The following is a 23,303-nucleotide window of genomic DNA, read 5'->3' as shown; positions in this document are numbered from 1 at the left end:
CATGAGCACTCAATATTTATCAACGGATTCTGCCTCTCAGATGTCCGCTGTTCGTTCGTTGCATTATCGCTCGGTTTCCGGTGCATCTGAAGTTGCCACCGCAATGGGGGGCTCTGTGCTGGCTCAGGCCGATGCCGGTGATTTAGCCCGAATTCAATCCGCGGGTATCGTGGATTTAACGCTGATCTCCCGTGTGGGGTATCGGGGTAAAGGGGCTGAGGGTTTTCTGGATGAACAGGGGATCCGGTTACCGGACACCCCAAACCAGGCGCTTATGCAGCCGACCGGTGAGCTGGCTGTTCGACTCAGTCCCAGTGAGTTCTGGCTGCTGGGGAGCCTGAATGACCGGGGAGCGCTGGTCGCAGAAATGCCCCGGCTGCATAAGGAAACACCTGAACGCTGTTATCCCCTGTTCTGTGAAGACAGTCATAGCTGGTTTGTGCTGGCCGGTGAGCATGTCGCTCAGGTGATGGCGAAGCTTTGTGCGGTGGATCTGCGGGAAAAAGCCTTCCCCTTGGGAGCGGTGGCTCAGACCTCTGTTGCACGAACCAATTGTATTGTTGTTCATCACAGGATCAGGGAGCTGTCGTGTTTCTCAATTCTCAGTGATGCGACTTCCGGTGAGTATCTGCTTTCGGTCTTGCAGGACGCGGTCACGGAGTTTCGTGGCGGCCTTTGCGGTATTGAGGCACTGCTTTAAAAACTCAACAGTGTCCCGGATTTGGATCAATAATCTGGCTCCGGGACCGGTACGTCTTCAGCACCTTATTCCTCTGTTTTAGCCTCTGAATTTTATCTGCTCATCATTGGTGCGTCGCAAAACTGTGGCGCGCATTTTTTTAGCAATCCTGGGCTTAAAAAGCCCGTTATGCCTTATAAACGCAATAATTTGCGCCTTTTGTTGCTGGCATAGCTATTGCGTAACCGTTATTGGTCCTGATCCATAATGGGTTGCCAGGCCTGACCTAACGCTTATATAGGACGCAGAATATGAAGAATAGACTCGGATCTGTATTGAAATCTTTTTCCCGGAACGATGGAGCAGAGCTGGCGTTGCAGGTCGTGGAAGAATCAGGGGGTGACACAGGTTTGACTACCCCAGAATCAGAGCATGAACAGAGAAATAAGCGCTTTTACCGTGCGGTACAGCTAGTGAGCGAGCACACCTCTTTACTTTCCCATCAGGTTTTCCGGGCGCTGGAGGCTCAGGAAAGTTTTCTGTCAGAAGTCAGCCAGCGGGCGAATAAGCTTGATGACGAGCTGAACCAGGCTAAAGACCATCTGAACCGATCAAATAGCACCGTACATACAATGCAGAGCCTTATGGATGATGAGGTTCATCAGGTTAATGAAACCCTCAACGGTACCCTTGGACAGATCTCGTCGGCCCTTGAAGCCAAGGCCAGTAGTGTGACTTCGGTACTCAATGGCATTGAGGATATTGGAAAGGGCATAAATTTACTGGCACTTAATGCGTCCATCGAGGCGGCAAGAGCTGGTGAGCAGGGACGGGGGTTTGCTGTCGTAGCGGATGAAGTGCGTCGTTTAGCCTCCGTTACCATGGAGCGGGTCCAGGAAGCAGCCTCCCAATTAGATTTTACCTCGGTTAATGATGAGCTGAATCAGGTCCGTGTCAGCAATATGACGCGATTATCTGAATTTGTCGAAACGATACAACATTCCAGCAGTCAGCTGACAACTCTGTTCCAGTCTATTGAGCAGCAAATCAGTACCGTAATGGAAAATACAGGTGTGATCTTTGAAACACTGGAGCTGAGTTCCGGGGCGATGGAACGAATTAACGATAAAAGCCAGCATATCAGTAGTGTAGCCGGAGAGATGACTCAGGGGTTGGATAAAATAGATTTGATCAGTGGTGAGATCGGTCAGGCAGTGAATGCTTTTGACCGGATCAGCCAGAAACTCTATCTGGTACCAGACCCTGGTCATGATCAACTGGATGATATCTTACAGCGAGGCACGTTAAGGGTCGCGATTGAGCCTAATTTTGTCGGGTTATCCTTCCGGGAGCGTCTTGGTGAACCCCTGAAGGGGCTGGATGTGGATTATGCCCAGGCCTTTGCGGATTATCTCGGGGTTAAGTGTGAATTTATCGAGGCGCCCTGGGATATGTGCACTGAGCTGTTGAGTGCCGGAAAAAGCTTTGGTGAACCGCCGGCGGATATCGTCATCAGTGCGCTGCCGCCTTCGGCAGAGTATGGCAATGTTGCTTATTCCAATGCCTATACCTATCTGCATTTTGTACTGGCCCGACGGAAAGGTGATGACCGTATCAGGACACTGGATGATCTGAATGGCAAGGTACTGGGTGTGATTAATGACCCTGCGGCAATTCAGGTTTTGGAAGATAACAGCTTGCGCTGGAGTGCCAATGCGAAGAAACCGGGTGGAAAAATCACACTGGAGAATCTGATCGCCTACTCAGATCAGTCCCGTATTCATAATTGTCTGGCAGACGGTATTGTGGATGCCTTTGGTGTGGATCTGCCCATCTACTACTGGGCTTGTGAAAACCCAGAGAGCCCCTGGTATGGGAAAATTGAGATTTTGCCGGGACATGCAGAGCTACAGCCTTTTTATTACACCATGGCAGTATCGGCTTCTGCGTCCGGGTATCGTTTATTGGCACAGGCTAATCGATTTATTGACTGGTTTAGTCGCCGTCCGGAGCGGAATCAGATTGAGCAACGCTGGCAGGGTAAGCCTGTGCAGGGCAGTGCCGGATATAAAGATGAGCCGGGCAACCTGAATGGAGAGGCCGAGTTAGAACTGATGTATCAGAAACATTGTGCAAAATTCGAAATAGAAGCTAAGCCAGTAGAACACTATAAATAGTCGGTATTAACCGGGAAAGTCAGATGCAGTTATGGGGAAAAACACTTGAGAGATAAAGGTTGGGGATTGTTGATCCAGAATGAAGCGAAAACCAGTCTGTTAAGAGTTGGCTTTCATTCTGAGGTAAAGCAAGGCACAAATCCCCATATAAACAGCTCAGATGAGCTGTAACGCGGGCGGGCGAGAAGGATCTGTGCCTTGCTGTGTTACCTCAGATTGCGAAATCAGACTGTTGCTCGTTAAAAGCAAAAGCGCTTTCCGCTTCAGCAACGCCGTAAGAATGACGGATTAAATTATCTGGAAAAACAGGTTTTTTCGTTTTTATTGTCTGTTTTTTTCGATGATTGGTCGGTTTTACCCGTTTACGCCCTCCTGACTGGCAAAACCTTCTGATTTTTGTGGATCTGCTGTCCTTACCTTGAGGTCTCCGGGATCTTTGGCAGTAAAAAAATTACAGGTTTTTATCACCCGGCGCTGGTTTGGCGGCTGCCAGCACCGCTTTGATACCGGGATGCATCGGGTCCGGTGTTCGGGTCACGGCATAGTGACTGACGGACACGGACTGAATCTCACCGGCTTCTTCCACCAGATATTGCCGGCACACCTCATCGACAATGACGGTGGGGGCGGTAAAAACGCCCATACCTTCCCGGGCAAAAATCTTGATCAGTGCACTGTCGTTAATCTCGGCCTGAACCTTCATATCAATATTCTGCTGTTTCAGCCAAAACGAGAGTTCCGAGAACCACTGAGTATCGGTGTCGTTGGTCAGTAGCGGGTGGCCATCCAGTGAATGGGGGAAGCCCCGGCGAAGACTCCAGGCCAGCCTTGGGGCGGCAAACATCGACAGGTGTGAACTGAGCAGGTGCTTAGGGTGCAGATCCCCGACACCGGCAGACATCTCCTGTGTGATCGGCTGGTCGCTGATCACCAGATCCAGTGTCTGACGTTTCAGGCTGCGCAGCAGATCCGGCAGATCACCACTGACAACCTTAAGTTGCAGTGGTTGACCGCAGTTCAGTGCCGGTTGAATCAGACGATACGCGATCATCTTGTGTACGGACGCGGCAAAACCCACCGAGAACTTAATCGGCTGGTCATCGTTGGGATGACGTAGCACCTGATCCAGCTCGCCTGCCAGAGCAAAAATTTTGTTGGCGTACTCTCTGACTCTTTCCCCGAGCGGGGTCAGTTTCAGCCCCCGGCCTTTGCGGCTGAACAGTGCGCCGGTTTTGGCTTCAAAGGCGGAGAGCTGGCCACTTAGAGTTTGCGGAGCAAGATCCAGCTGATCACTGGCCCGGGCGATAGAGCCGGTCTCTGCGATAACCCAGAAGTAATAGAGGTGTTTCAGGTTCAGATCTTTTAACACGCTGTTTGCCCGCTTTGCCGCTTGGAGAATTATTTAAGAGAATTGTTTAAGAGAGATGTTTAAGCACCGGATAACGGCGCAGCAGGCATTCTAGCAGTTTTAATCCAAATGTTTAGAGAAGCGACGGGAAGCGACGACAAGCCCAAGGGCGGTAAACCCCAGTAGCCAGAGCGCATCCGGTTGCAGATCCATGACACCGGCATCCCGCAGAATAATACCCCGGCTCATACGCATAAAGTGAGTGGCGGGCAGAGCTTCCGCAATCCATTGTGCCGCCTCCGGCATCGCTTCGTAGGGAAACATAAAGCCGGATAGCAAAATGGAGGGCAGCAGGATGAAAACGGTCATCTGCATCGCCTGCAGCTGTGTTTTGGCGATAGTGGAGATCACCAGCCCCAGTGTCAGGCTGGCGCAGATAAAGAGCAGAGAGGCCGCTCCCAGATCCAACAGGCTGCCACGAACAGGAAGATCAAACAGCAGGCGGCCTGCGGTCAGAATTAAGCCGGTCTGGATAAAGCCTACCAACACATAGGGGGCGATTTTACCCAGCATCAGCTCCAGCGGTTTAACCGGTGTGGTAATCAGAAACTCCATATTGCCCTGTTCCCGCTCCCGCACAATGGCGGCCGAGGTGAACAGCACCATGGTCATGGTGAGAATGACCCCCAGCAAACCGGGAATAATATTGACCACCGAGCGCTGCTCCGGGTTGAAGTAAAGTGCCACGGCAAAGGTGTCTGCGGGGATGGCGGCTGAGGGGGATGTTGCTATTTGTGGCAGTTCCCGGATGCTGCTCAAAGGAAGCTGTCTCAGACCTTTGATACTGGCGGCCACCACGGTGTCGGAGCCATCCACCAGCCACTCGCCTATCGGCTGTGGTGATGGGTTTTTCGCACCGCTGGCCGGGTGTTGGCTCAGGCGGGTTGAGAGATCCGGTGGCAGATAGAGTACCGCTTTGACGGTACCGGCGGTAATGGCGGCTTCCGCCTGCTGCAGGTCATCAAAAATATGGCTAAAACGCACAACCTGTGTGGCTTCTGTGGCCTGAATCAGCATGCGGCTGGCCTGAGTATTACTCTTATCCACGATCCCCGAAGGAAGGTTGCGGGCATCGGTGTTGATGGCAAAGCCAAACAGCATGAGCTGGACGAGGGGAATCATCACGATCATGCCAAAGGTCATGCGATCCCGGGAGAGCTGGCGCAGCTCTTTCCAGAGCACGGCGAAGACTCTGGTCGCGGAACCCTTGAGTGTTTTAACCCACATGGCGGCCTCCGGTGCAGCTGACAAAAACATCTTCAAGGCTGGGGTGGACGCGGTTCAGGCTGCGCGGCCCGGTCTGCTGGCTGAGCCAGTGTTCCGGATCGTTCAGCTCCTGTCTGACCAGAACCCGAAGGCGGGTGCCTATCTGGGCCGCTGAGATCACCTCTTCCTGTTCGGTGAGTTGAGTCTTCAGACTTCTCAGGTCATGACCGGATACCTCGATCACCACGGCTCCCATGTTATCCATGAGCTGTTCCGGTGATCCGTCGGCGCGTTTAATGCCGTTTTCAAGGATTGCCAAGCCGTGGCAGCGTTCCGCTTCATCCATATAGTGAGTGGACACCAGAATGGTGGTGCCGGCATTGGACAGGTCAAACAGGCGCTCCCAGAATTCCCGTCGGTTCTCCGGGTCTACCGCAGATGTCGGTTCATCCAGAAATAAGAGTTCAGGTTTATGCAGGGTGGCCGCTGCCAGTGCCAGCCGCTGCTTCTGACCGCCACTCATGGAACCTGCCATCTGCTTATGCTGGCCGGTGAGATCGTAAACCGTCAGCAGTTCTTCGATGCGCTGTCGGGCTGCTTTGCGCGGAATGCCGTAGATCTGGCTGACAAAGTTCAGGTTCTCTTTCACCGTCAGGTTGTCGTATAGGGAAAACTTCTGAGTCATATAGCCGATGCGCAGACGCAAGGATTCCTCTGCACCGGGCAGGGTTTCACCAAGCACCTGAATCTCCCCTTCGGTGGGCCGTAACAGGCCGGTCAGCATGCGGATTGAGGTGGATTTGCCACAGCCGTTTGGCCCCAGAAAACCGTAAATACTGCCTTTGGGAATGCTTAGGTTCAGATCAGACACCGCAGGTTTATCGCCAAAGGCCTTGCTCATGCCCTGTGTGTAAATAGCGTACTCAGAAGAATTGGAGGCGTTGGTTTTCTGATCCGGCATCATGGCAGTATCACTTCCAACGCTAGTCCGGTTGGCAGGTTTTTCGCCTGATCCAGCAAGTCGATATCCACCAGCACCATCAGTCGTGAACGGTTGGCTTCGTTCAGTGCATAAAAGGGGGTGAAAGCCGGTTGTTTATGGATCATGCGGATTTGTCCCCGATACTGTTGGTTCGGTTCTTCTCCGCTTTGTAGTTGAAGTTCTGTACCAAGAGTAACTTTATCCAGCAGGTTCTGAGGTAAGTAAGCTCTGACATAGGGTTTACTGTTATCCAGAACACTGGCCAGCAGAGTGCCTGCACCGACTCTGTCGCCGGTTTGCCAGGGCAGCTGATCCACGGTGCCTGAGATTTCACTTTTTACCGTCAGTTGGTCAAGCTGATACTGCGCACTCTCAAGACGGGCTTTGGCGGCGGTTACTGCAGCGGTTGCCTGTTCAATCTCTTCATTGCGGAAGCCGGATTTGAGTTCGTTCAGTTTGGATTGAGCGCTTTCCACCTGAGCTTTTTCAACCCGGGTCTGAGTTTCAGCGGTATCCAGTTCGGCATCATTCACCATCTTATCCCGATAGAGCTCGCGGGTACGTTTCAGGGTTTTCAGGGCGGATTGATAGCGGGCTTTAGCTGCAGCGAGTGTCGCGGCTGCCTGTTCCCGTGTCTCCGGACGATAGCCATTCTGCAGAAGACTAAGTTGAGCTTCGGCCTGTTGTAGTTCGGCTTTTCGCTGCTGAATCTGAAAGCTTGTTTGGATGGTATCCAGTTGCAGTAAGGTTTCTCCTGCTGTGATTGAGTCACCCTCAGACTTCAGAATTTGGGTGATCTTTTCACTGGCGGGGGCAGACAGGGTGGCGGAATGACGTTCTACAACGCCATAGATTCTTTCACCGCTTTCCTGACAAGCGCTGAGCAAGGGCAGAAGCAGCAGGCTGATAAGTAATGTGCAGGGTTTTATGACTTGCTTTCTTTTCATCACTCTTTCCTCCCGGTTGGCTTCAGCATGCCCTGAGTAAGCAGCTTGCTGGTGTGCTTGATGTGCTCTGAGATGGTCTCGGGAGAATGACTGATTCCCAACTGCTGACTGATAACTGGTGGCGCGATTAATGGAAAAATCATAAGACTGATAAAGCTGAACTGGGCGCGGGCAGGGTCAATATCTTCTCTGAGCATATCGCTGGCAACGAGAACATCCGTAATCCACTTGCGGGAGTAGTAAACCAATTCCTGCGTGGTTTTATAGAAGACAGGATAAGCTTCACTGTCCTGTTGGTGCAGAATCTGGAAAACGAGTCTTGGTAGTCCGGGATTACGGCTCATCACCTGATAGTAAGTGGTCATAAGCTGTTGCATCAGTTCTTCACCAGAGAGTGGTTGCTGCATGTCTTGGTTTGAAGTTTCCGGATAGCGGAACTGATCGATAATCGGTGTGAAGGTCTCCCGGATAATGGTTTCAAACAGGCCGACTTTTGATCCGAAGTAATAGCGGATCATGGCAGCATCGACACCTGCTTCCCGGGCGATCATGCGGGTAGAGACTGGCTTATAGCCCTGCTCGGTAAAAAGCTTCAACCCGGCATTCAGCAGTTGTTGTCGGGCTTCAGAGGGTTGTGAAGGACGACCGGGACCCTGTTTTTTTCTTGGGGGCGTCATTGGATTTGACGATTTTTCCTTTGTCATGACGTTGCATCCTGAGGCGGGTATTCATCTGTTGATGAATATCCTAGTCGCTGCGGGGCAGATTTGGCATCAACTTTATTCCTCAATGTTTCTTCAAGCGAGGAATTTGTTTAATTTTGTTGCCTGTGTTGTTTGTTTGAGTTTTAACTCTATTTTAAAGACGGTTTGCTGGGTAGCATGTGGCAGCTTTGTATTGCACGAGCGGGTATCCCAAGCTTATTAGCCGTTATTGTGAGCTGACATGGTTTATAACAAAGGTAATAAGGGAGTCTTTATGATTGTTGTGGAATATAGCTTGCGCGAAGGTAGTGATGAGATGGTCAACAAGCATCGTGAACTAAAGAGTTTTCGTGATGCTTTTGAGGTTATTGACCAGTATCCATGGGCTTTGGAAATTGAAAAGACAGAAGAATTGGGCGAAGGCGGTGGTTTCTACTTTTTCAGAGATGAAGGCGACAAACATGCCAGTTTTCAGTTAACTCCGGTTGAAAAAGATCAGGCTTTTTTAGACATGGAGGTCGTACAAAAAAGCGGCTTTCTGGGGTTTATCGGTCGTAAATCTGTGCGCAAAGATTTTGACACAGTCACAATTGAGCAAGCCAAAGCGCTTATCAAAGATCTTTTTGATCACACCGTGGATAGTCTTTATAGCAAGTACAATAAAAGCCGCTGATCCTGTCGATACAAAGCCAGCCTCTGATCCCATTAAAAAATTTAAAAGATATAAGTTTTTTATTCACAACATTGATTAGCCAGACTGGCTGAAAGTGACATAAGGAGAGTTCTGTGGCATCTGAACGTCCATTAATAACTGTGTTTTGGATGCTGGTGGCATTGGCTTTCCAGTCAGTGATGCAGGTGTCGTATGCTTCGGTCGATATAGCCTCTTCTGGTCTGCTCCCCGGAAAACACACTCCTTATGTCGTGGCCTTTGCTCAGGATAATTTAAAAGATGATTTTCGCCGCGCGCAGTTGATGGAAGTAAAGCATGAGCTGTCGAGGCACCATGATATTCAGTTTTTCTACTCTGATGCTCTGGGCAAAACCCCTCTGTTGATTCATCATATCAACCAGTTTATTCATCAGCAGGTGGACGTCCTGATTGTGGGTACCAATGATGCGCGTTTGGTTGTGCCTGTGATTGAAAAAGCGCATGAAAGAGGTATTAAAGTCCTCATTCTTGACCGTGGGGTTGAGACCTCCCGCTTTACCAGTTTTCTCAATTCTGACAATGTGCTTGTTGGCCGTATGGCAGGTCGCTTTATTGCTGAAGAGCTCGGCGGTAAAGGGCAGGTACTTTTAATGGAAGGGCTGAAAGCTGCTGATGTAACTTATGATCGAACTAAGGGTTTTATGGACGTGGTAACACAGTATCCTGATATCAAAGTGATAAAACGCACAGGTAACTATTTGCGTAAAGATGCTTTGCTTGAAATGGAAAAACTTTTGGCAGAGGGGATTCGGGTGGATGCCATCTTTTCAGAAAGCGACAGTATGCTCAGTGGCATTCGGGCGGTATTATCTCGTCGCGATATAGATCCGGCATCGATTATCTCTGTTGGGTGTGATTTTACCCGTGAAGCTCGTGAGGCAATTCTTAACGGTGATCAGACGGGCTCTGTTCGTTTTCCTCTGGGAGGAATAGCGGCAGCAAAGGCTGTACTGGATCTGAAGAGCGGCAAGCCGTTGCCCTATCGTATCAATATCCCTGTAGATACTCTGGTGACTCAGGACAATGTTAACCAAGTGAAGCCGATATTCTGACAATGATCTCTCTAGTTGAATTATTCCGAAACAAAGGTTTGGCAACTCGTTTTGCTCTTTGGGTGGCTTTATTAACGGTTCTGGTGATCTCCGGTCTGGGGATCTATTTTGATAGTTTTCTGCGAACCAGTTTTCTGGAAAATGCCCGAACCCGAATGAACTATGGCTTTGAACGGCTCAACTTTAACCTGGGGCAGATTGAATCAAGTTTGCGTGAGGGGGTGGCTTTTCTGCATGAGGATGAGTTGGCTCTTGCCTCGGTAAGCCTGATTAATCTTTATGAAGATCGGGATCAGTACAATAGTTTTCTTTTGGATGAAGAGAAAAAGGCACTGGCCAAAGAGCTGCTGAATAAAGTCAAACTCTCTTTTAATGATGATATTGTGCTTTATGGTCATAACCTGGATGTGATGTCGTATGTTGCCCGTGACAGCCGTGGTTATCACCTGAACATCGTCTCTTATGTTGAGGGTAAGCCTGTTCTGCTCCGGCGCTATGAAGATGAGAGTGAATACGCTGTTGTGCCGCTTTCCAGTATGGCGACTGACGGCATCGCCTATCAGCATGTGGACTACTATCCCGATGAAGCCATTGAGGAGGGCACTCAATTAACACTACACCGGACAGAGCAGGGACTGGTTATCAAGTCTCATCTCAGGCTATCGGATTCTGACGGTGGTTCTTCTGCTGCTCATATTGAGATGTCTCGTGTTCTAGACAAGGATTACTTCCAGACTTTGTCGGTGAATATGAACCTGGATATATCTCTGTCGGATAAGCCACCGATTGGTGTTGAGAAGGTTCGTGCGCTCCGAAATGGTCATCCCCGGTTTTCAATTTTTGAGGCTTCTGATAATTACTACAGCAGTACCTATTTAGACGCTATTAATGATCGTGTCTTTTTCAATGTCAGTATGGAGCGGGATCAGCTGACAAAAGTTCTGGGCCAGAACCGGTTGCATCTTTTGTTTCTGTTGCTCCTGGCGGTTCTTTTTGCTTTGTTCTGGATTCGCTTCATTATCGTCAGGCGGCTTCGCCAGCCCTTGCAGGCTTTGATGTCACAGATTGGTAAGATTCAGCAGCGGGATTACTCTCCAACAAAAGTGTTGGAAAGCCAGGATGAGCTGCAGGAAGTATCGGAAAGCATTAATGCGTTAGCACAGACCGTGCGTGAGCGTGAACGGTCGCTGGAAAAGTCTCAGAAAGAGCTGGAATATCTTTCTGATCATGATGTTTTGACGGGGTTAGCTAATCGTCGTTTCTGGTCACGGTTTTTGGATCAGGCTCTGCAGAAGGCTGACCGTTTGCAGCGCTCGGCAGCCGTTCTTTTTATCGACTTGGATCAGTTCAAGCAGGTGAATGATATTCAGGGGCATGATGTTGGCGATAAATTGCTGCAGGCAGTCGCTTGTCGGCTGCAGCCTGCTCTGTCAACTCATGAGACCCTGGCGCGTATTGGTGGTGATGAGTTTAATCTTCTGATTGAGAATCTGGCTTCAGCCGAAGATGCTGAATCGGTAGCACGCCGCATTATCGCCTTATTTGATCATCCTTTTGATGTGGATGGTCAACAGATTACTATCTCTGCCAGTATCGGTATTACCCTTTTTCCGGAAGACGGTTGCGACAGTATTACGCTGACAAAATATGCTGACCTAGCGATGTATAAGGCCAAAGAAAATGGCCGTAACAATTTTTCGTTCTTCTCCAAAGAGCTGGCTGCTCAGATGGAAGATAAAGCAGAGCTAACCGCTGCTCTAAGGCAAGCCCTGGTCGATAAGTCTGAGTTTGAGCTGTATTACCAACCTAAAGTGTCTGCTTTTACCGGAAAAATTGTTGCTGTTGAAGCTCTGATCCGATGGCACCATCCGGAGATGGGGCTGGTATCACCGGCACGTTTTATCCCCCTTGCGGAAGAGCTTGGGCTGATTATTCCGCTCGGCGAGTGGGTTTTAGAGCAGGGCTGTCGGGATTATATGCGCTTGTCCCGCGCAGGGATTCAGTTGGATCACATCAGTATCAATGTTTCAAGCATTCAGCTGGATAGTGATGATTTTCCATTGGTTGTGGATCGTGTCCTTAAAGAGACTGCCATTGATGCCCACGCACTGGAGCTTGAGATTACTGAAAGTTATATTGCGCAGCAGCCGGAAATTGCCTGTAAGCGTCTGAAATACTTCCGCGAGCGAGGGGTGCGCTTGGCCATTGATGACTTTGGCACAGGTTACTCAGCGATGAATACCCTACAAAATTTGCCGGTAACCCGACTTAAAATCGACAAGTCTTTTGTTGATGGTTTGCCTTTCGACAATAACAGCGTTGCATTGGCTCGCGCTATTGTCAGTCTTGCCAAGAACTTTAAGTTGGCATTGACCGCAGAAGGTGTAGAGACTGCAGACCAGCTGGCATTTCTTTCTGCTGAAGCCTGTGAAGAGATTCAGGGCTACTACTTCTCAAAACCCCTGACCTTTGATGGCCTGTTAGGCTACTGTCGCGAAAATTGCGCTGACAATGTGCTTCTCTTCAATAGCGATCTTTAATGCTCTACTTGCCAGCCTGGACCTGAACGCTTTCTGTTAACGAGTTTACGGGTTCAGGCTGTACTTCCCTCTTTTTCTTATAAGCTAATCCGGCCCTCTTGTTGTATTTGGTCAGAATAGGGGTGTTCAGCTTTCTTCATCCTTTTGTTACATTTGTTAACAAATCAGCTTCTAGGGCATATACTAACAGGACTTTTTTGGTGGGGCAGGTTTTGCCTCTTTTTTTCGCCTTTAGTTTTCTGGTTGATTTAACTGATTGTTTTTAAGTTTTTTCTTTGGATTTCAACTGGTGCGCATTTTGCTAGATCAAAGATAAGTATTCCGGGAATGTCTTCCTGGATAGGGGGGCTGCAACGGATGGCAGGTATATAAATGCAGATTGTGAACCACGTTTATCAAACGTTTTGGGGTTGGTTAGTGATCGTACGTAGCTGTTTACTCTTTCTTTTTCTGGTGATGGCAGGCTGTGCCAGTGCACCGGACGAACTGAGTGATGATATTGTTGCTGTACCGGAGCTGGCAGATGATGTGTCTTCGGTTGAAAATGATGCTCGTTTTGCCAGAAAGTCTCCTTCAATAAGTGTTCCTGACGATACTGCCTTTAATTTCTGGTGGCGATATACCGGCAATAAAGAGTTAGAGTGGCTGATTGACCGGGCTATTACTAATAGTCAATTGCTTCAGATTGCAGCTCAACGAGTGGTCCAGGCTAAAGCTCGAGCGCTTCAGGCCGGCGCCAGTTCGATGCCAAGCTTAACTGCAACTGCTGGTTATAGCGCAGAAGGCCCTGAAGGAGGGTTGGGTACCGTTCCTGTCGGTGGTAATGTTAAAACCAGTGAAGAGTTTGAAATTGGTTTGAGTGGCCGCTACAGCCCTGACCTTTGGGGGCAAAATGCATCACTGGCTAATTCGGCACAGCTGAAGCTGAAGCAGGCTGTGTTCCAGTATGATGCCCGCCTGCTGGAGTTGGTTTCTCAGATCTCCAAGCGTTACTTTCAATATCTGTCCCTGAATGACCGCATTCGCAATACCAAGGAAACTGAGAAGGTGCTGACTTCTATGCTACTAGGCATGGAGGATCGTTATGATCAAGGAGATGCTACCGTTGTTGAGATGCAGATCCAGCGATCAGCAGTTTACAATTCAAAGGTACGGCTCCCTACACTTCTTAAAGACCGGGATAAGCTTGTTTTTGAACTTGCTCGCCTGATCGGTGTTGCGCCAGGGGGTCTTCACCTAACGGAAGATGGCCTTAATAGCATTTCTTTTCCTTCAAGTATCAGTAATGTTTCTACCGCCTATGTGTTGCGGCGCCCAGACATACGTGCAATTGAATCCGGTATGCTGGCTGCTGATGCTGACCTTGATGTTGCCCGCAAAGCTTTATTGCCAGGTCTCACGTTAGCGGCTGATCTTAGTACAGGCTCTGATAATCCTGCCGAGCTTTTTCAGCCGAACACCCTTATCTGGAGTGCCTTAGCGACACTGAGTGCTACCATTTTTGATGGCGGTTCTTTGGAGCAAGAGGTGCGTTATGCACAGGCTGTTCGAAATGAGCTGGTTGAGTCCTATGTCGATACTGTGATGAATGGATTGCTGGCGGCACGTAGTGCTGTAACTGAACTGGAATACAGTGGTGAGCGCCTTGATATGCAGCGTGAATCGGCTAAGGCGGCAAAAATTGCCCAAGATTTCGGTTTTGAATCTTACTCGGTGGGCGGTATCGACTTTCTGACTTATTTGGATTCTATGCAGTCTTACCAGGATCGCCAAGATAGTCTGTATCAACTGGAGCTTGAGTATTACCAAGCTTACGTTGACTTTTATTCTGCTCTGGGTGGGGGAATCCCTTATCGAGAAATCAGTCAAGAGCAAGCTGTTTATCAGCAGAAACCTGACGCAGCGGATGCTGATATCCTCTCCCCAGAGACAGTTGTTAAGCGACGTTACCTTCAGACAGGTTGGTTAAATGATCCAGAGCCTCTGACGGATGATCCCTGGTTGGTGAAGCTTACTGGAGTTTATGACTATTTTGCTATTGATGCTTTGCTGCGTGATCTTCCAAGACGTTATGAAACCCTGAAACCGGCTGACAGAGTTTTGGTGGAAAAAATTGGTGTAAGCCTAGGGAAAGAAGATGAACGGCCGAAGGTAACTGATGCGGTTTGGTACTCAGTGAATTTTGCTGGGTTCAGTAACAAAGCAGAGGCCCAGAATTGGTGCCAGCAGTTAAGAAAGCAACAGCAGCGCTGTGTCGTCTATAGCCCGGAAGAGAACTTTGAGTATGTGGCATTATTTGATGTCGATGAGGTTGAGAGGCGGTCATATGATGAAGGCGAATCAATACTGGCAAAACGCCATGCTGCTGAGCGTGAGGCGGAGAAGGCTACTCTTCGCAATTCGGATAGCATAGCGCTGGGGCGGCTTTATTCGTTACTTAAAATTGAGGGTAGTAGTGCTTGGTTAATTGGTAATCGTTCACACCGTATTTGGCGTTTTGATGTTGGTGATCGTCTGGCTTACGAAGGTAAATTGAAGAGTGTAAATCCTAATCGGGCCATTGTTAGTTTTGATCGCCGGGACTATTTACTTCGTCCGATATACCGCGTTGAAGGCGTTGAAGAGGGCGCGCAAGGGCGGCTTTTTGCTCGCTTAAGATGGGGAGGTCCAAGTGGTCAGGTCTACTATCATCGAGAGGGTGACCGTCTTTACGGCAAGGGTATTATAGAATCGATAACGAAAAATAGTATTCAGGTTCGCTGGGCGGGCCAGTTGATATCTCTGCCAGTCATGGAGTAGGCATTATGCAGAATCATGGAGTGGGTGCACTATGACGGATAAGATTCAGGCCCAAGAGCACAGCAAGACGTTAAAAGATCTTACACCGCGTCAGCAGCAGATTCTGCAACTTATGCAGCAAGGCAAAGTGAATAAGGATATCGCCCGTGAGCTTGGTATCAGTATTGGGACTGTAAAGCAGCATTTAGTGTCGATTTTTAAAAAGCTGGACGTTAAAAATCGTACGATGGCTGTTGCCAGACTGGCGGGTTTTAAAGATCAAGAGGGGGATCAGTCCTTTCACGGTGAAACACTTATGGCAATGCGCCCTTGTATTGTTTTAAGCGTGAAGCTTAATGGCCGCTTTACCCGAACGGTGCTTAAGTTTTTTCATACTTGCCTTTCGGAAAAGGCTTTCGATTGTAATGCTCTTTTTATCAGCCTCGAACCGGGAGAAGGCGACCTTATTTTTGGCTTGAAGCGCTCTTCTGAGCAAGATATGCGCATGGCTACTCTGGTTGCCAGCCACCTTTATGAGGTGATGACCGATTATGTTGCAGATGAATATCAGCAAACAGATGACACTATTATAAAGGGTGCTCTTGTGGCAGGTTTGGTTCGTGTCAGTCAGAACCGTTTTGGTGGCTGGTCTGGCGAAAATGTCGGTAGCCATGTTTTGGCATGGGGGCATGAATTGAGGGATGCAGCTGCCCCGGGTTGTTTGTTTCTGGATCAGCCAGTCAAAGGCGTTATGCGAGCCTTTGACCTGACAATGTCCAATGATTTACCGGAACAGGTTAGGTTTACAGAATTGGTTCGCCTGAATGCTTGGAACTCTCCAGACGCATCGCCTTTAGTTGGGCGAGATGAGGAGCTGATGATTATCAGGCAGCTTTTGGATGGGCAGTATCGTATCCTATTGCTGGAAGGGGAGAATGGCATGGGGAAATCCCGGCTTTGCCGGGAGGCGGGGCGCTGTGCAGAAGCCTCTCACATATCTTTGCTTTATATCAGAGTGTTGCCTACGGGATTCTTAGATTGTGCTGATTATCGTCATTTTGACCTTTGGAAAGATGTGGAATCGCTTGTGCGTGAGCGATCAGTCCAACTGATGATTGTAGAAGATGCACATCACTTTTCGGTTGAGGGTAAGGCCGATATCACTGCCTTCATAAATCGACTGACAATGCCTGTGCAAGTATTGGTCAGCGGGCGCCAACCATTGGATTTCTCTCTGGACTGTTCTGTAGAGCTGCATGTAAAACGGTTGCATCTTCAACGGTTAAGTGAATCTGATCTGGTTGTTTTTTTCGATCAAGAGGATGTTAGCCGCGATGTTTTAGAGCGGTGTCGGGGGATACCTCTTTTTGCCCGGGAGCTTTCGTTAGGTAAGGCAAATACTATCTCTTTGGCAATGCTGATTACAGTAGCTTCCCGTATCGATAAATTTAAAGTGGACTGGAAGCTTTTGTATTGTGTCGCAGCTCATGAAAGTGCTGTATCCGTTGAGCGCCTTTCTGAGCTGATGCAGGATTCTGAAGCTTACATTGAATCTGCTCTAAAACGTGCTGAAAAGTTAGGCGTTCTGTCCATCAATGATCGTCTTGCATCATTTAAACATCCCTTAGTTAAAGATGTTGTGCACTATCTGTTTAAACCTCATTCACCATCCATCGCTGCAAGTAGATATTCATGAGTAACAATCAAAGCAAACCTTTCTCTAGGGTAGGTTCTCAGGAAAAACGTTTCATTCCGAAGATCGATGTTAAAGGGATTCGCTCATTGCGAAAGGTTTTGGCATCTCGAGATGTGCGGCGCCTTATTCCTGTTATCGTGTTGACTTCCTTGATGACAAACTTGCTGGCATTAGCTTTACCGCTTGGAATGCTTCAGATTTTTGACCGAGTGTTAAAAAACCAGTCGGTCGATACTCTTGTTGTTCTCACGATCGGTATCGTGCTTATGATGATCCTGGAAGAGGTTTTGAAAGGCATCAATGCGACAGTTACCAATTGGCTAGGGGCGCGATTTAAACACCGAGCTAGCATGCAGGTATTGAATAAGTTTTTTCAGATTCCGATGCAGCTTTTTAATAAAGAAGAGCCAGGCGCTTATGGCGAGAAAATGCAAACGGTTTCCAAAGTAGCCGATATTTACTCAGGAAGTGCTCTACTGATATTGCTAGATCTTCCTTTTGTGTTTGTTTTCTTAGGTGTGATCTGGTTGATTGCGGGCAACTTGGTATTGGTCCCTATGGCTTTGATGGCGCTATTTTTGCTGGCCGTAATCTTTTTTGGTCGCTGGATGTATCAGCAGATTATGCTTCGGGACCTGAATGATGAGCGCCGCATCAGCTTTTTAACAGAGGTATTGTCGGGCGTTTTATCTGTTAAAACGATGTCTTTAGAAAGCATTATGCAACGGCGCTATGAGCGCCTGAAAGAAAATAGCGCCGACCAGGGAGAGCGGTTGTTTTTTGGTAATAATTTTGCCAGCACGCTAGGTAGCGTGATGTCCCAGATTATGATCGTGTTGGTGATTTTCTTTGGCGCAGTGCTTGTGTTAGATGGGGATATGAGTGTGGGTGCTCTGGCAGCTTGCATGATGCTCTCGGTGAGAGCACTGCAACCTTTGCAGAAAGGTTTGGGTACATGGATGCGCTATCAGGCTTTTATCGCAGGTGACCGTAGGCTAACGGATGTGCTTTCGATGCCTGGTGAGCATGAGCTGGGTTTATCGCCACTGACTGATGTAAACCAAGGATTGAAACTGCAGAATATTACTCTGGAGAATAATAGTTCCGCAGATAGAAGCTATCTCTTTAAAGACCTGAATATTAGCATCCAAAAGGGTCAGTGCGTTGCCATCCGAGGAGGTAGCGGAAGCGGTAAAAGTACTTTGTTAACCCTGATGAATGGCATTGAAAAGCCTGATTCGGGCACTATTCTCGTGGATGGAGAGCCTATCACCGATTTCCAGTCAGAGACAGTCCGTCAGAAAATTGCGTTGTTGCCTCAAGAAGGTGCAGTGTTTGTTGGATCAATACTGGAAAACCTGACAATGTTTGAGCCTTCCCGCGAGGCAAGAGCTCTGCAGATCTCCGAGGAGATAGGTCTGGATCAGGTTGTGGCTGGTATGAAACAAGGCTATCAGACGCCATTGGGGGAGAATGCAAGCGAAATTCTTCCTATGGGTGTTCGGCAGCTGATCGCGATTACCCGTGCTATGGCATTTGACCCCGATATTATTCTGTTTGATGAGGCCAACAGTGCTCTGGACTTTGAAGGTGATAAAAAACTTCGTCAATACCTAGCCTCGCGAAAGGGCGAGCTTACCATGATAATTGTTGCGAATCGCCCTTCTATGGTGAAGCTGGCAGATCTGATTTATCGGATTCAGGATGGTCGCTTGGTAGCAGACGATGGTGAGTTTGTCTTTTCTAAAATTGCTGATGACAATCGAAAAGAGGGTCGCCCGGCCATAGATGTTTCCCTTGAATCTGTGATTGGCACACGAGTATTCAACGAGTCTGATCTTTCTCGTTGTCTGCTACCTCTTGTGCGCTATATGGGTTGGAGTGGCAGTACTCGTGAATTTGCGCAAGCGTTACCACATTTAGTGGATCACATTGACCTCTCTTACTTCTTTGGGTCCATGGCAAACTTGGGGTATCGAGCCCGCCACTATGGGAACTCTTTTAAAAAATTCGATGTACGCTTGTTGCCCTGTATTTTTATGCCTGAGCATCAACCTGCAAAAGTGATATTGGAAGTCCTTTCCAGCGGGGGTTTTCGGGTTTTTAACAGTGAAACGGGCCAGGAGGAAACTGTTGAAAAACTGCCCGCAGGCAAAGGCGATATCTATGTTTTTCAGCCAATTCCGTCTCAAGGCGAAGAATCCAAACGCCCTTGGGTGCGAGAGTTATTCTGGAAATTCCGTAAACATCTTAGCCTTGTGTTTGTGGTAACAGTGCTTAGTACGATTCTGGCGGTAGCGCCTTCTCTCTTTGTGCGCTCGGTATTTGATACTGTCTTGCCAACTGGAGATCTGGCAATGGGAGGTTTTCTGCTGATCGGTGTTTTTCTAGCGATCAGTCTGGGCTGGTTCCTGAATACCTTGCGAGGCAAGTTGCTTGCCTATATTGGCGGTCGTATTGAGTATGTCTTGGGAGGGGCTATTTTTGAACGTGTTCTGCGGTTACCGACATCGTCATTGAATGGGGTTTCTGTTAGTCGACAGATTAGTCGTGTCAAAAGTCTTGAGCGATTGAGGGATTTGTTTTTAGGGCCTTTGGTGACGTTGACTTTTGATCTGCCTGCCAGTGCTATTCTTTTGTTGGTCATCTTTTTAATTAACCCTTGGGCCGGGGTTGTGATGTTAGTCTCAATCGCGCTCTTTCTTGTACTGTTACTTTTGTCACGCCCCATTGTTGATCGGGCAGGAGACAATGCTTCGGATGCATCAGGTAAGAAGAGTGAGCTGATTGATGAAGCTCTTGGCAAAATGCGTGCGCTGCGCACTTTAGGGGGGCAAAACGTCTGGATGCGCCGTTTTCGGGATCTTAGTGGTACAGCTGCTCATGCAGGATTCCGTGAGCAACAGGCGCAGCTTAAGATTTCTGCTGTTTCTCATTTAATTGGCAGTTTGACAGGGTTAGCGGTTCTGGTTTCAACCGCTTATATGGTAATTCTTGGAGCGGTCTCTCCGGGGACGATAATGGCGACTATGATTTTGACCTGGCGTCTGATCGCGCCGCTTCAGAATTTGTTTACGGCACTAACCAGCTGGTCGCGGATTTCAACCAATATTTTCCAAGTGAACCAGCTAATGAAGCTGGCTCAGGAAACAGATGGCCACAATCCGGAAGCGAATCGCTTTATCAATAAAGGCGCTCTGGATTTTAACCGGGTATCTTTCCGTTATGCATCACACTTGGACCCGGTTTTGTTGGGCGTTACTTTTAAAGTACCTCCTGGCAAGGTGTTGGGAATAACAGGACCGGATGGAGCCGGAAAGTCAACATTGCTAGGCTTGATTTCGCGCCTTTACTCCCCTCAGGCAGGTTCGATTCGTATTGATGCGATAGATACGCGGCAGGTAGCAGCAGATTATCTGCGTTCCCTTATCAGTTATATGCCTCAGACATGCGATATTTTTTATGGGACGGTTGCTCAGAATCTGAGGTTTGTCCATGCCGCTGCAACAGAAGAGGAGATGTTGTGGGCAATAGAGATGGCTGGTCTTGCCAAGGATGTTGAGCTCATGGAGCGAGGCATTCATACCCGAATTTCCAACAGTAGCTCAGATCAGATGTCCAATGGTTTTCGACAGCGCCTTTCTTTAGCCAGAACCCTGCTTAAGCCGGCTCCAATTGTTTTACTTGATGAGCCTGGCAACGGTATGGACGAAGCTGGTGAAGAGGCCCTGGTACGCTGCATCAATTGGTGGCGGGGGCGTGTCACTCTGGTATTTGTGACTCCAAGGCCAAGTCATTTGAAAACAGCTGATCATATTTTGTATATGGAAAGTGGTGCGATTACAGCGCGTGGCAGTTATGCCGAGGTTGAAGAAAAAATTATGGCGGGATTAAGTTAATGTCAGTTAACCCAAAACAGAAAGATACCGATATTCAGGTAGGCACTTACGTCGGCATTCAGGGTGCGGATGTCTCTCTTGGCTCCCGTCAGCGTCGTCTGTTATCCGAAACGATTCAGGTCGAAGATGAGCTAATACCGTCTTACGCGAAACCTGTTCTTTATCTCATCATTCTTATGGTTATTGGCTTCGTTGCCTGGGCCTCAATGACGGAGCTGACAGAAGTAACCTCAGCCCCTGGTGAAGTGATCCCTACCGGGCAGATAAAGGTTGTTCAACACTTAAGTGGAGGAACCGTCTCTGAAGTGTTGGTTGAGGAGCGGGCAATGGTTAAAGAGGGGGATATTCTGGTTAAGCTGGATGATTCTCGGGTACTGCTTGACCTGCGTCAGGTTGAGGCTCGCTTGGCCTCTCTAAAGCTTCGAGAAGAACGTCAGGATGCTTTTGTTGTTGAGAGAGAACCAGATTTTGCCGAATACGCTGATGACTACCCTGCTATGGTTGCGGTTCAGAAGCAACAACTAAAGAATCAGATTCGTGTTCGCGAATCGACGCTTGATGTTCTTGAGAGACAGATACAGCAACGTGAGTCGCGTCTTGATCAGCTGAGTAAATCTTTAGAGTCTGCACGAGAACACCGTAAGCTTACTGATGAAATGTTGGCTATGCGGGAAGGGATGGCTCAAAAACGTCTGATTACACGGATAACATTGCTTGAAACTGAGAGAGCTGCAGTTACAGCCCGCGGTGAAGAGCAAAGGATTCTCAAAGAGATTAATCTGATTCAGCAGGAGTTAGGAGAGTTCAAAAGCCGTTACTATGAAACTCAGAATCAGATGCTGCAGGAACCATTGGATCAGCTAGATCAGCTTAAGAGTCAGATTGCAGAAACCAAAGAAGAGTACTTTAAAATTAAAGGCCGCCTTGATGAGCTCTGGATAAGAGCACCAGCCAGTGGCTTGGTTTTTAATCTTGAAGTCAATAACTCTGGCCAAGTCATTCAGCCTGGATCGGTTCTTATGCAGATTGTACCGGATGAGGTTGAGCTACAGGCTGAGGTGCGTATATCTCCTGATGACATCGGTTATGTACATGCAGGGCAGCCCGTTAAACTGAAAGTCAGTAGTTATGACTTTGCCCGCTACGGATACGCTCAGGGTACGCTGGATCGTGTGTCTGCTTTCAGTACTCTGGATGAAAAAGAAGAACCTTATTTTAAGGGGTGGGTCACGCTGGAAAAAAACTACTTGGGCGAGGAGAGTCAACGTTTTCCGCTAATGCCTGGGATGGTTGTTTCTGCTGATATTCTCACCGGGGATAAAACGCTTCTTGCGTACTTGGCTGATCCAATTACTAAAGGGCTATCCAATAGTTTTAATGAACGATGATTCTACATATAACTTTTGACCAGATGTAAGTTTGCTCTGGTCCAAATAAACTGATTGCAATGAAAGTTTTCTACGGATCTGTCAGGAGCGTACGGTTATGGCTGAGCAAAACGGAAAAGCAAATGAGTCCCTGGATAATAAGGGAGCAGCTCAAGATAATGGAATATCTGATGAGGCGTTACTGTTTGATGAAGCTACAGTGCTCAGTAGATCTGAAGATACTGCTGAAAAAGAGCAGCGTATAGACAATGCATCAGTTGGCGGTAAGGCCCAGGATTCAGGCAATGAAAATATTCAAGCCTCGGTATCCGATCGGATTTATCTTGATCAGACTCGTTATGGCCACGGGAATCTGAGAGAAGAGGAGCGTTTTAATCTTCAGGATGAGGAACGATCAGAAAGTGAAGGTTCTCTCTTGGATCCAGTAGATCAGAGTAATGGCCGTCAGCAATCCCTCCAACAGAATGATGACTCAATTCGAAATACTGATAGCCAGCCAGCAGACTTTTCTATAGAAAATCCTGATGGAACCTCGAATGCTGCAATCAATGACTTTGTTGAGCCTTTGCAGTCATTAAGTCCGCAAGCGACCGCTGAAAGCCAACCAGAAGGTGGCCCGGACAACCCGGAAACCCCTCGGACACCGGAACCCGAGTTGAATGTCCCTGAGGAGCAAACACCTGACGAAATCGATGTTAGTGCATCTATCACGATTGATGTGATTGCAGGTGATGATGTTCTGAATGCTCAGGAGGCAGAGCAAGTTGATACGACTATTACGGGTACTGTCGGTGGCGATGTTCAAGTCGGTGACGAAGTCACTTTAACGGTCAATGGCAACACCTATACTGGTGATGTATTCGAAAATGATGCCGGAGAGTTGGTCTATAGCATTGATGTCAAAACTGATGATCTGGAAGCCGATAATTCTATTGATGCCTCGGTAACAGCAACCGATGCGGCGGGCAATACAGCCACGGCAGAAGCGGATCGTGATATCTCTGTCGATACTGAGATTGAAGCCAGTATCACGATTGATGTAATTGCCGGTGATGACGTTCTGAATGCTCAGGAAGCAGGGCAAGTTGATACGACTATTACGGGTACTGTCGGTGGCGATGTTCAAGTCGGTGAC

15 protein-coding genes are annotated in these 23,303 nt (G+C 48.4%); 10 read left to right on the top strand and 5 right to left on the bottom strand.

Annotated elements, in window-relative coordinates; translation table 11 throughout:
* The first annotated feature begins 1 nt into the window (after position 1).
* On the top strand, positions 2-700 hold the full coding sequence (locus tag AC4GL5_RS06080; protein ID WP_490381903.1) for a sarcosine oxidase subunit gamma: 699 nt from the start codon (positions 2-4) through the stop codon (positions 698-700).
* Between the two features lie 290 nt (positions 701-990).
* The gene (locus AC4GL5_RS06075) at positions 991-2,856 is read left to right on the top strand and encodes a methyl-accepting chemotaxis protein (RefSeq protein WP_490381902.1); all 1,866 of its coding nucleotides are present in this window, start codon (positions 991-993) and stop codon (positions 2,854-2,856) included.
* A 451-nt stretch (positions 2,857-3,307) separates the two neighbouring features.
* Here AC4GL5_RS06075 and AC4GL5_RS06070 read toward each other — a convergent pair whose 3' ends face one another.
* From AC4GL5_RS06070 to AC4GL5_RS06050, 5 genes are all read right to left on the bottom strand, one after another.
* The gene (locus tag AC4GL5_RS06070) at positions 3,308-4,225 is read right to left on the bottom strand and encodes a LysR family transcriptional regulator (RefSeq protein WP_490381901.1); all 918 of its coding nucleotides are present in this window, start codon (positions 4,223-4,225) and stop codon (positions 3,308-3,310) included.
* 99 nt (positions 4,226-4,324) lie between these two features.
* The gene (locus tag AC4GL5_RS06065; RefSeq protein ID WP_490381900.1) at positions 4,325-5,491 is read right to left on the bottom strand and encodes an ABC transporter permease; all 1,167 of its coding nucleotides are present in this window, start codon (positions 5,489-5,491) and stop codon (positions 4,325-4,327) included.
* Positions 5,481-6,434, bottom strand: a complete 954-nt coding sequence (locus tag AC4GL5_RS06060) for an ABC transporter ATP-binding protein (protein WP_490381899.1) — start codon at positions 6,432-6,434, stop codon at positions 5,481-5,483. The genes AC4GL5_RS06065 and AC4GL5_RS06060 overlap by 11 nt, the downstream gene beginning before the upstream one ends.
* Complete coding sequence (locus tag AC4GL5_RS06055) at positions 6,431-7,399, bottom strand: HlyD family secretion protein (RefSeq protein ID WP_490381898.1); 969 nt, start codon at positions 7,397-7,399, stop codon at positions 6,431-6,433. Before AC4GL5_RS06055 ends, AC4GL5_RS06060 begins: the two co-directional genes overlap by 4 nt.
* Positions 7,399-8,103: a TetR/AcrR family transcriptional regulator gene (locus AC4GL5_RS06050; RefSeq protein WP_490381897.1), complete on the bottom strand. Its 705-nt coding sequence runs from the start codon at positions 8,101-8,103 to the stop codon at positions 7,399-7,401. The genes AC4GL5_RS06055 and AC4GL5_RS06050 overlap by 1 nt, the downstream gene beginning before the upstream one ends.
* A 274-nt stretch (positions 8,104-8,377) precedes the next feature.
* Between AC4GL5_RS06050 and AC4GL5_RS06045 the strand changes: the two genes are divergently transcribed.
* The 8 genes from AC4GL5_RS06045 to AC4GL5_RS06010 all read left to right on the top strand — a co-directional run.
* Entirely contained in the window at positions 8,378-8,776 is a 399-nt protein-coding gene (locus AC4GL5_RS06045) for a hypothetical protein (RefSeq protein WP_490381896.1), read from the top strand.
* Positions 8,777-8,889: 113 nt separating this feature from the next.
* A complete protein-coding gene (locus AC4GL5_RS06040; protein WP_490381895.1) occupies positions 8,890-9,867 on the top strand; it encodes a substrate-binding domain-containing protein in 978 nt (325 codons plus the stop codon).
* Between the two features lie 38 nt (positions 9,868-9,905).
* Positions 9,906-12,407: a putative bifunctional diguanylate cyclase/phosphodiesterase gene (locus AC4GL5_RS06035; RefSeq protein ID WP_490381894.1), complete on the top strand. Its 2,502-nt coding sequence runs from the start codon at positions 9,906-9,908 to the stop codon at positions 12,405-12,407.
* A 372-nt stretch (positions 12,408-12,779) separates the two neighbouring features.
* On the top strand, positions 12,780-15,206 hold the full coding sequence (locus tag AC4GL5_RS06030; RefSeq protein ID WP_490381893.1) for an efflux transporter outer membrane subunit: 2,427 nt from the start codon (positions 12,780-12,782) through the stop codon (positions 15,204-15,206).
* 31 nt (positions 15,207-15,237) lie between these two features.
* A complete protein-coding gene (locus tag AC4GL5_RS06025; RefSeq protein ID WP_490381892.1) occupies positions 15,238-16,881 on the top strand; it encodes a helix-turn-helix domain-containing protein in 1,644 nt (547 codons plus the stop codon).
* A complete protein-coding gene (locus AC4GL5_RS06020; protein ID WP_490381891.1) occupies positions 16,878-20,780 on the top strand; it encodes a peptidase domain-containing ABC transporter in 3,903 nt (1,300 codons plus the stop codon). The genes AC4GL5_RS06025 and AC4GL5_RS06020 overlap by 4 nt, the downstream gene beginning before the upstream one ends.
* Positions 20,780-22,168, top strand: coding sequence for an HlyD family type I secretion periplasmic adaptor subunit (locus AC4GL5_RS06015; protein WP_490381890.1), 1,389 nt, complete (start codon positions 20,780-20,782; stop codon positions 22,166-22,168). The genes AC4GL5_RS06020 and AC4GL5_RS06015 overlap by 1 nt, the downstream gene beginning before the upstream one ends.
* Positions 22,169-22,265: 97 nt before the next feature.
* Positions 22,266-23,303 (top strand): Ig-like domain-containing protein (locus AC4GL5_RS06010; protein WP_490381889.1); only part of this gene is annotated, 1,038 nt, incomplete at its 3' end.

The organism is Oceanospirillum sp. (assembly GCF_982874595.1).
The sequence above is the reverse complement of the archived record's forward strand: the minus strand, read 5'-3'. Positions and strand labels throughout refer to the sequence as shown.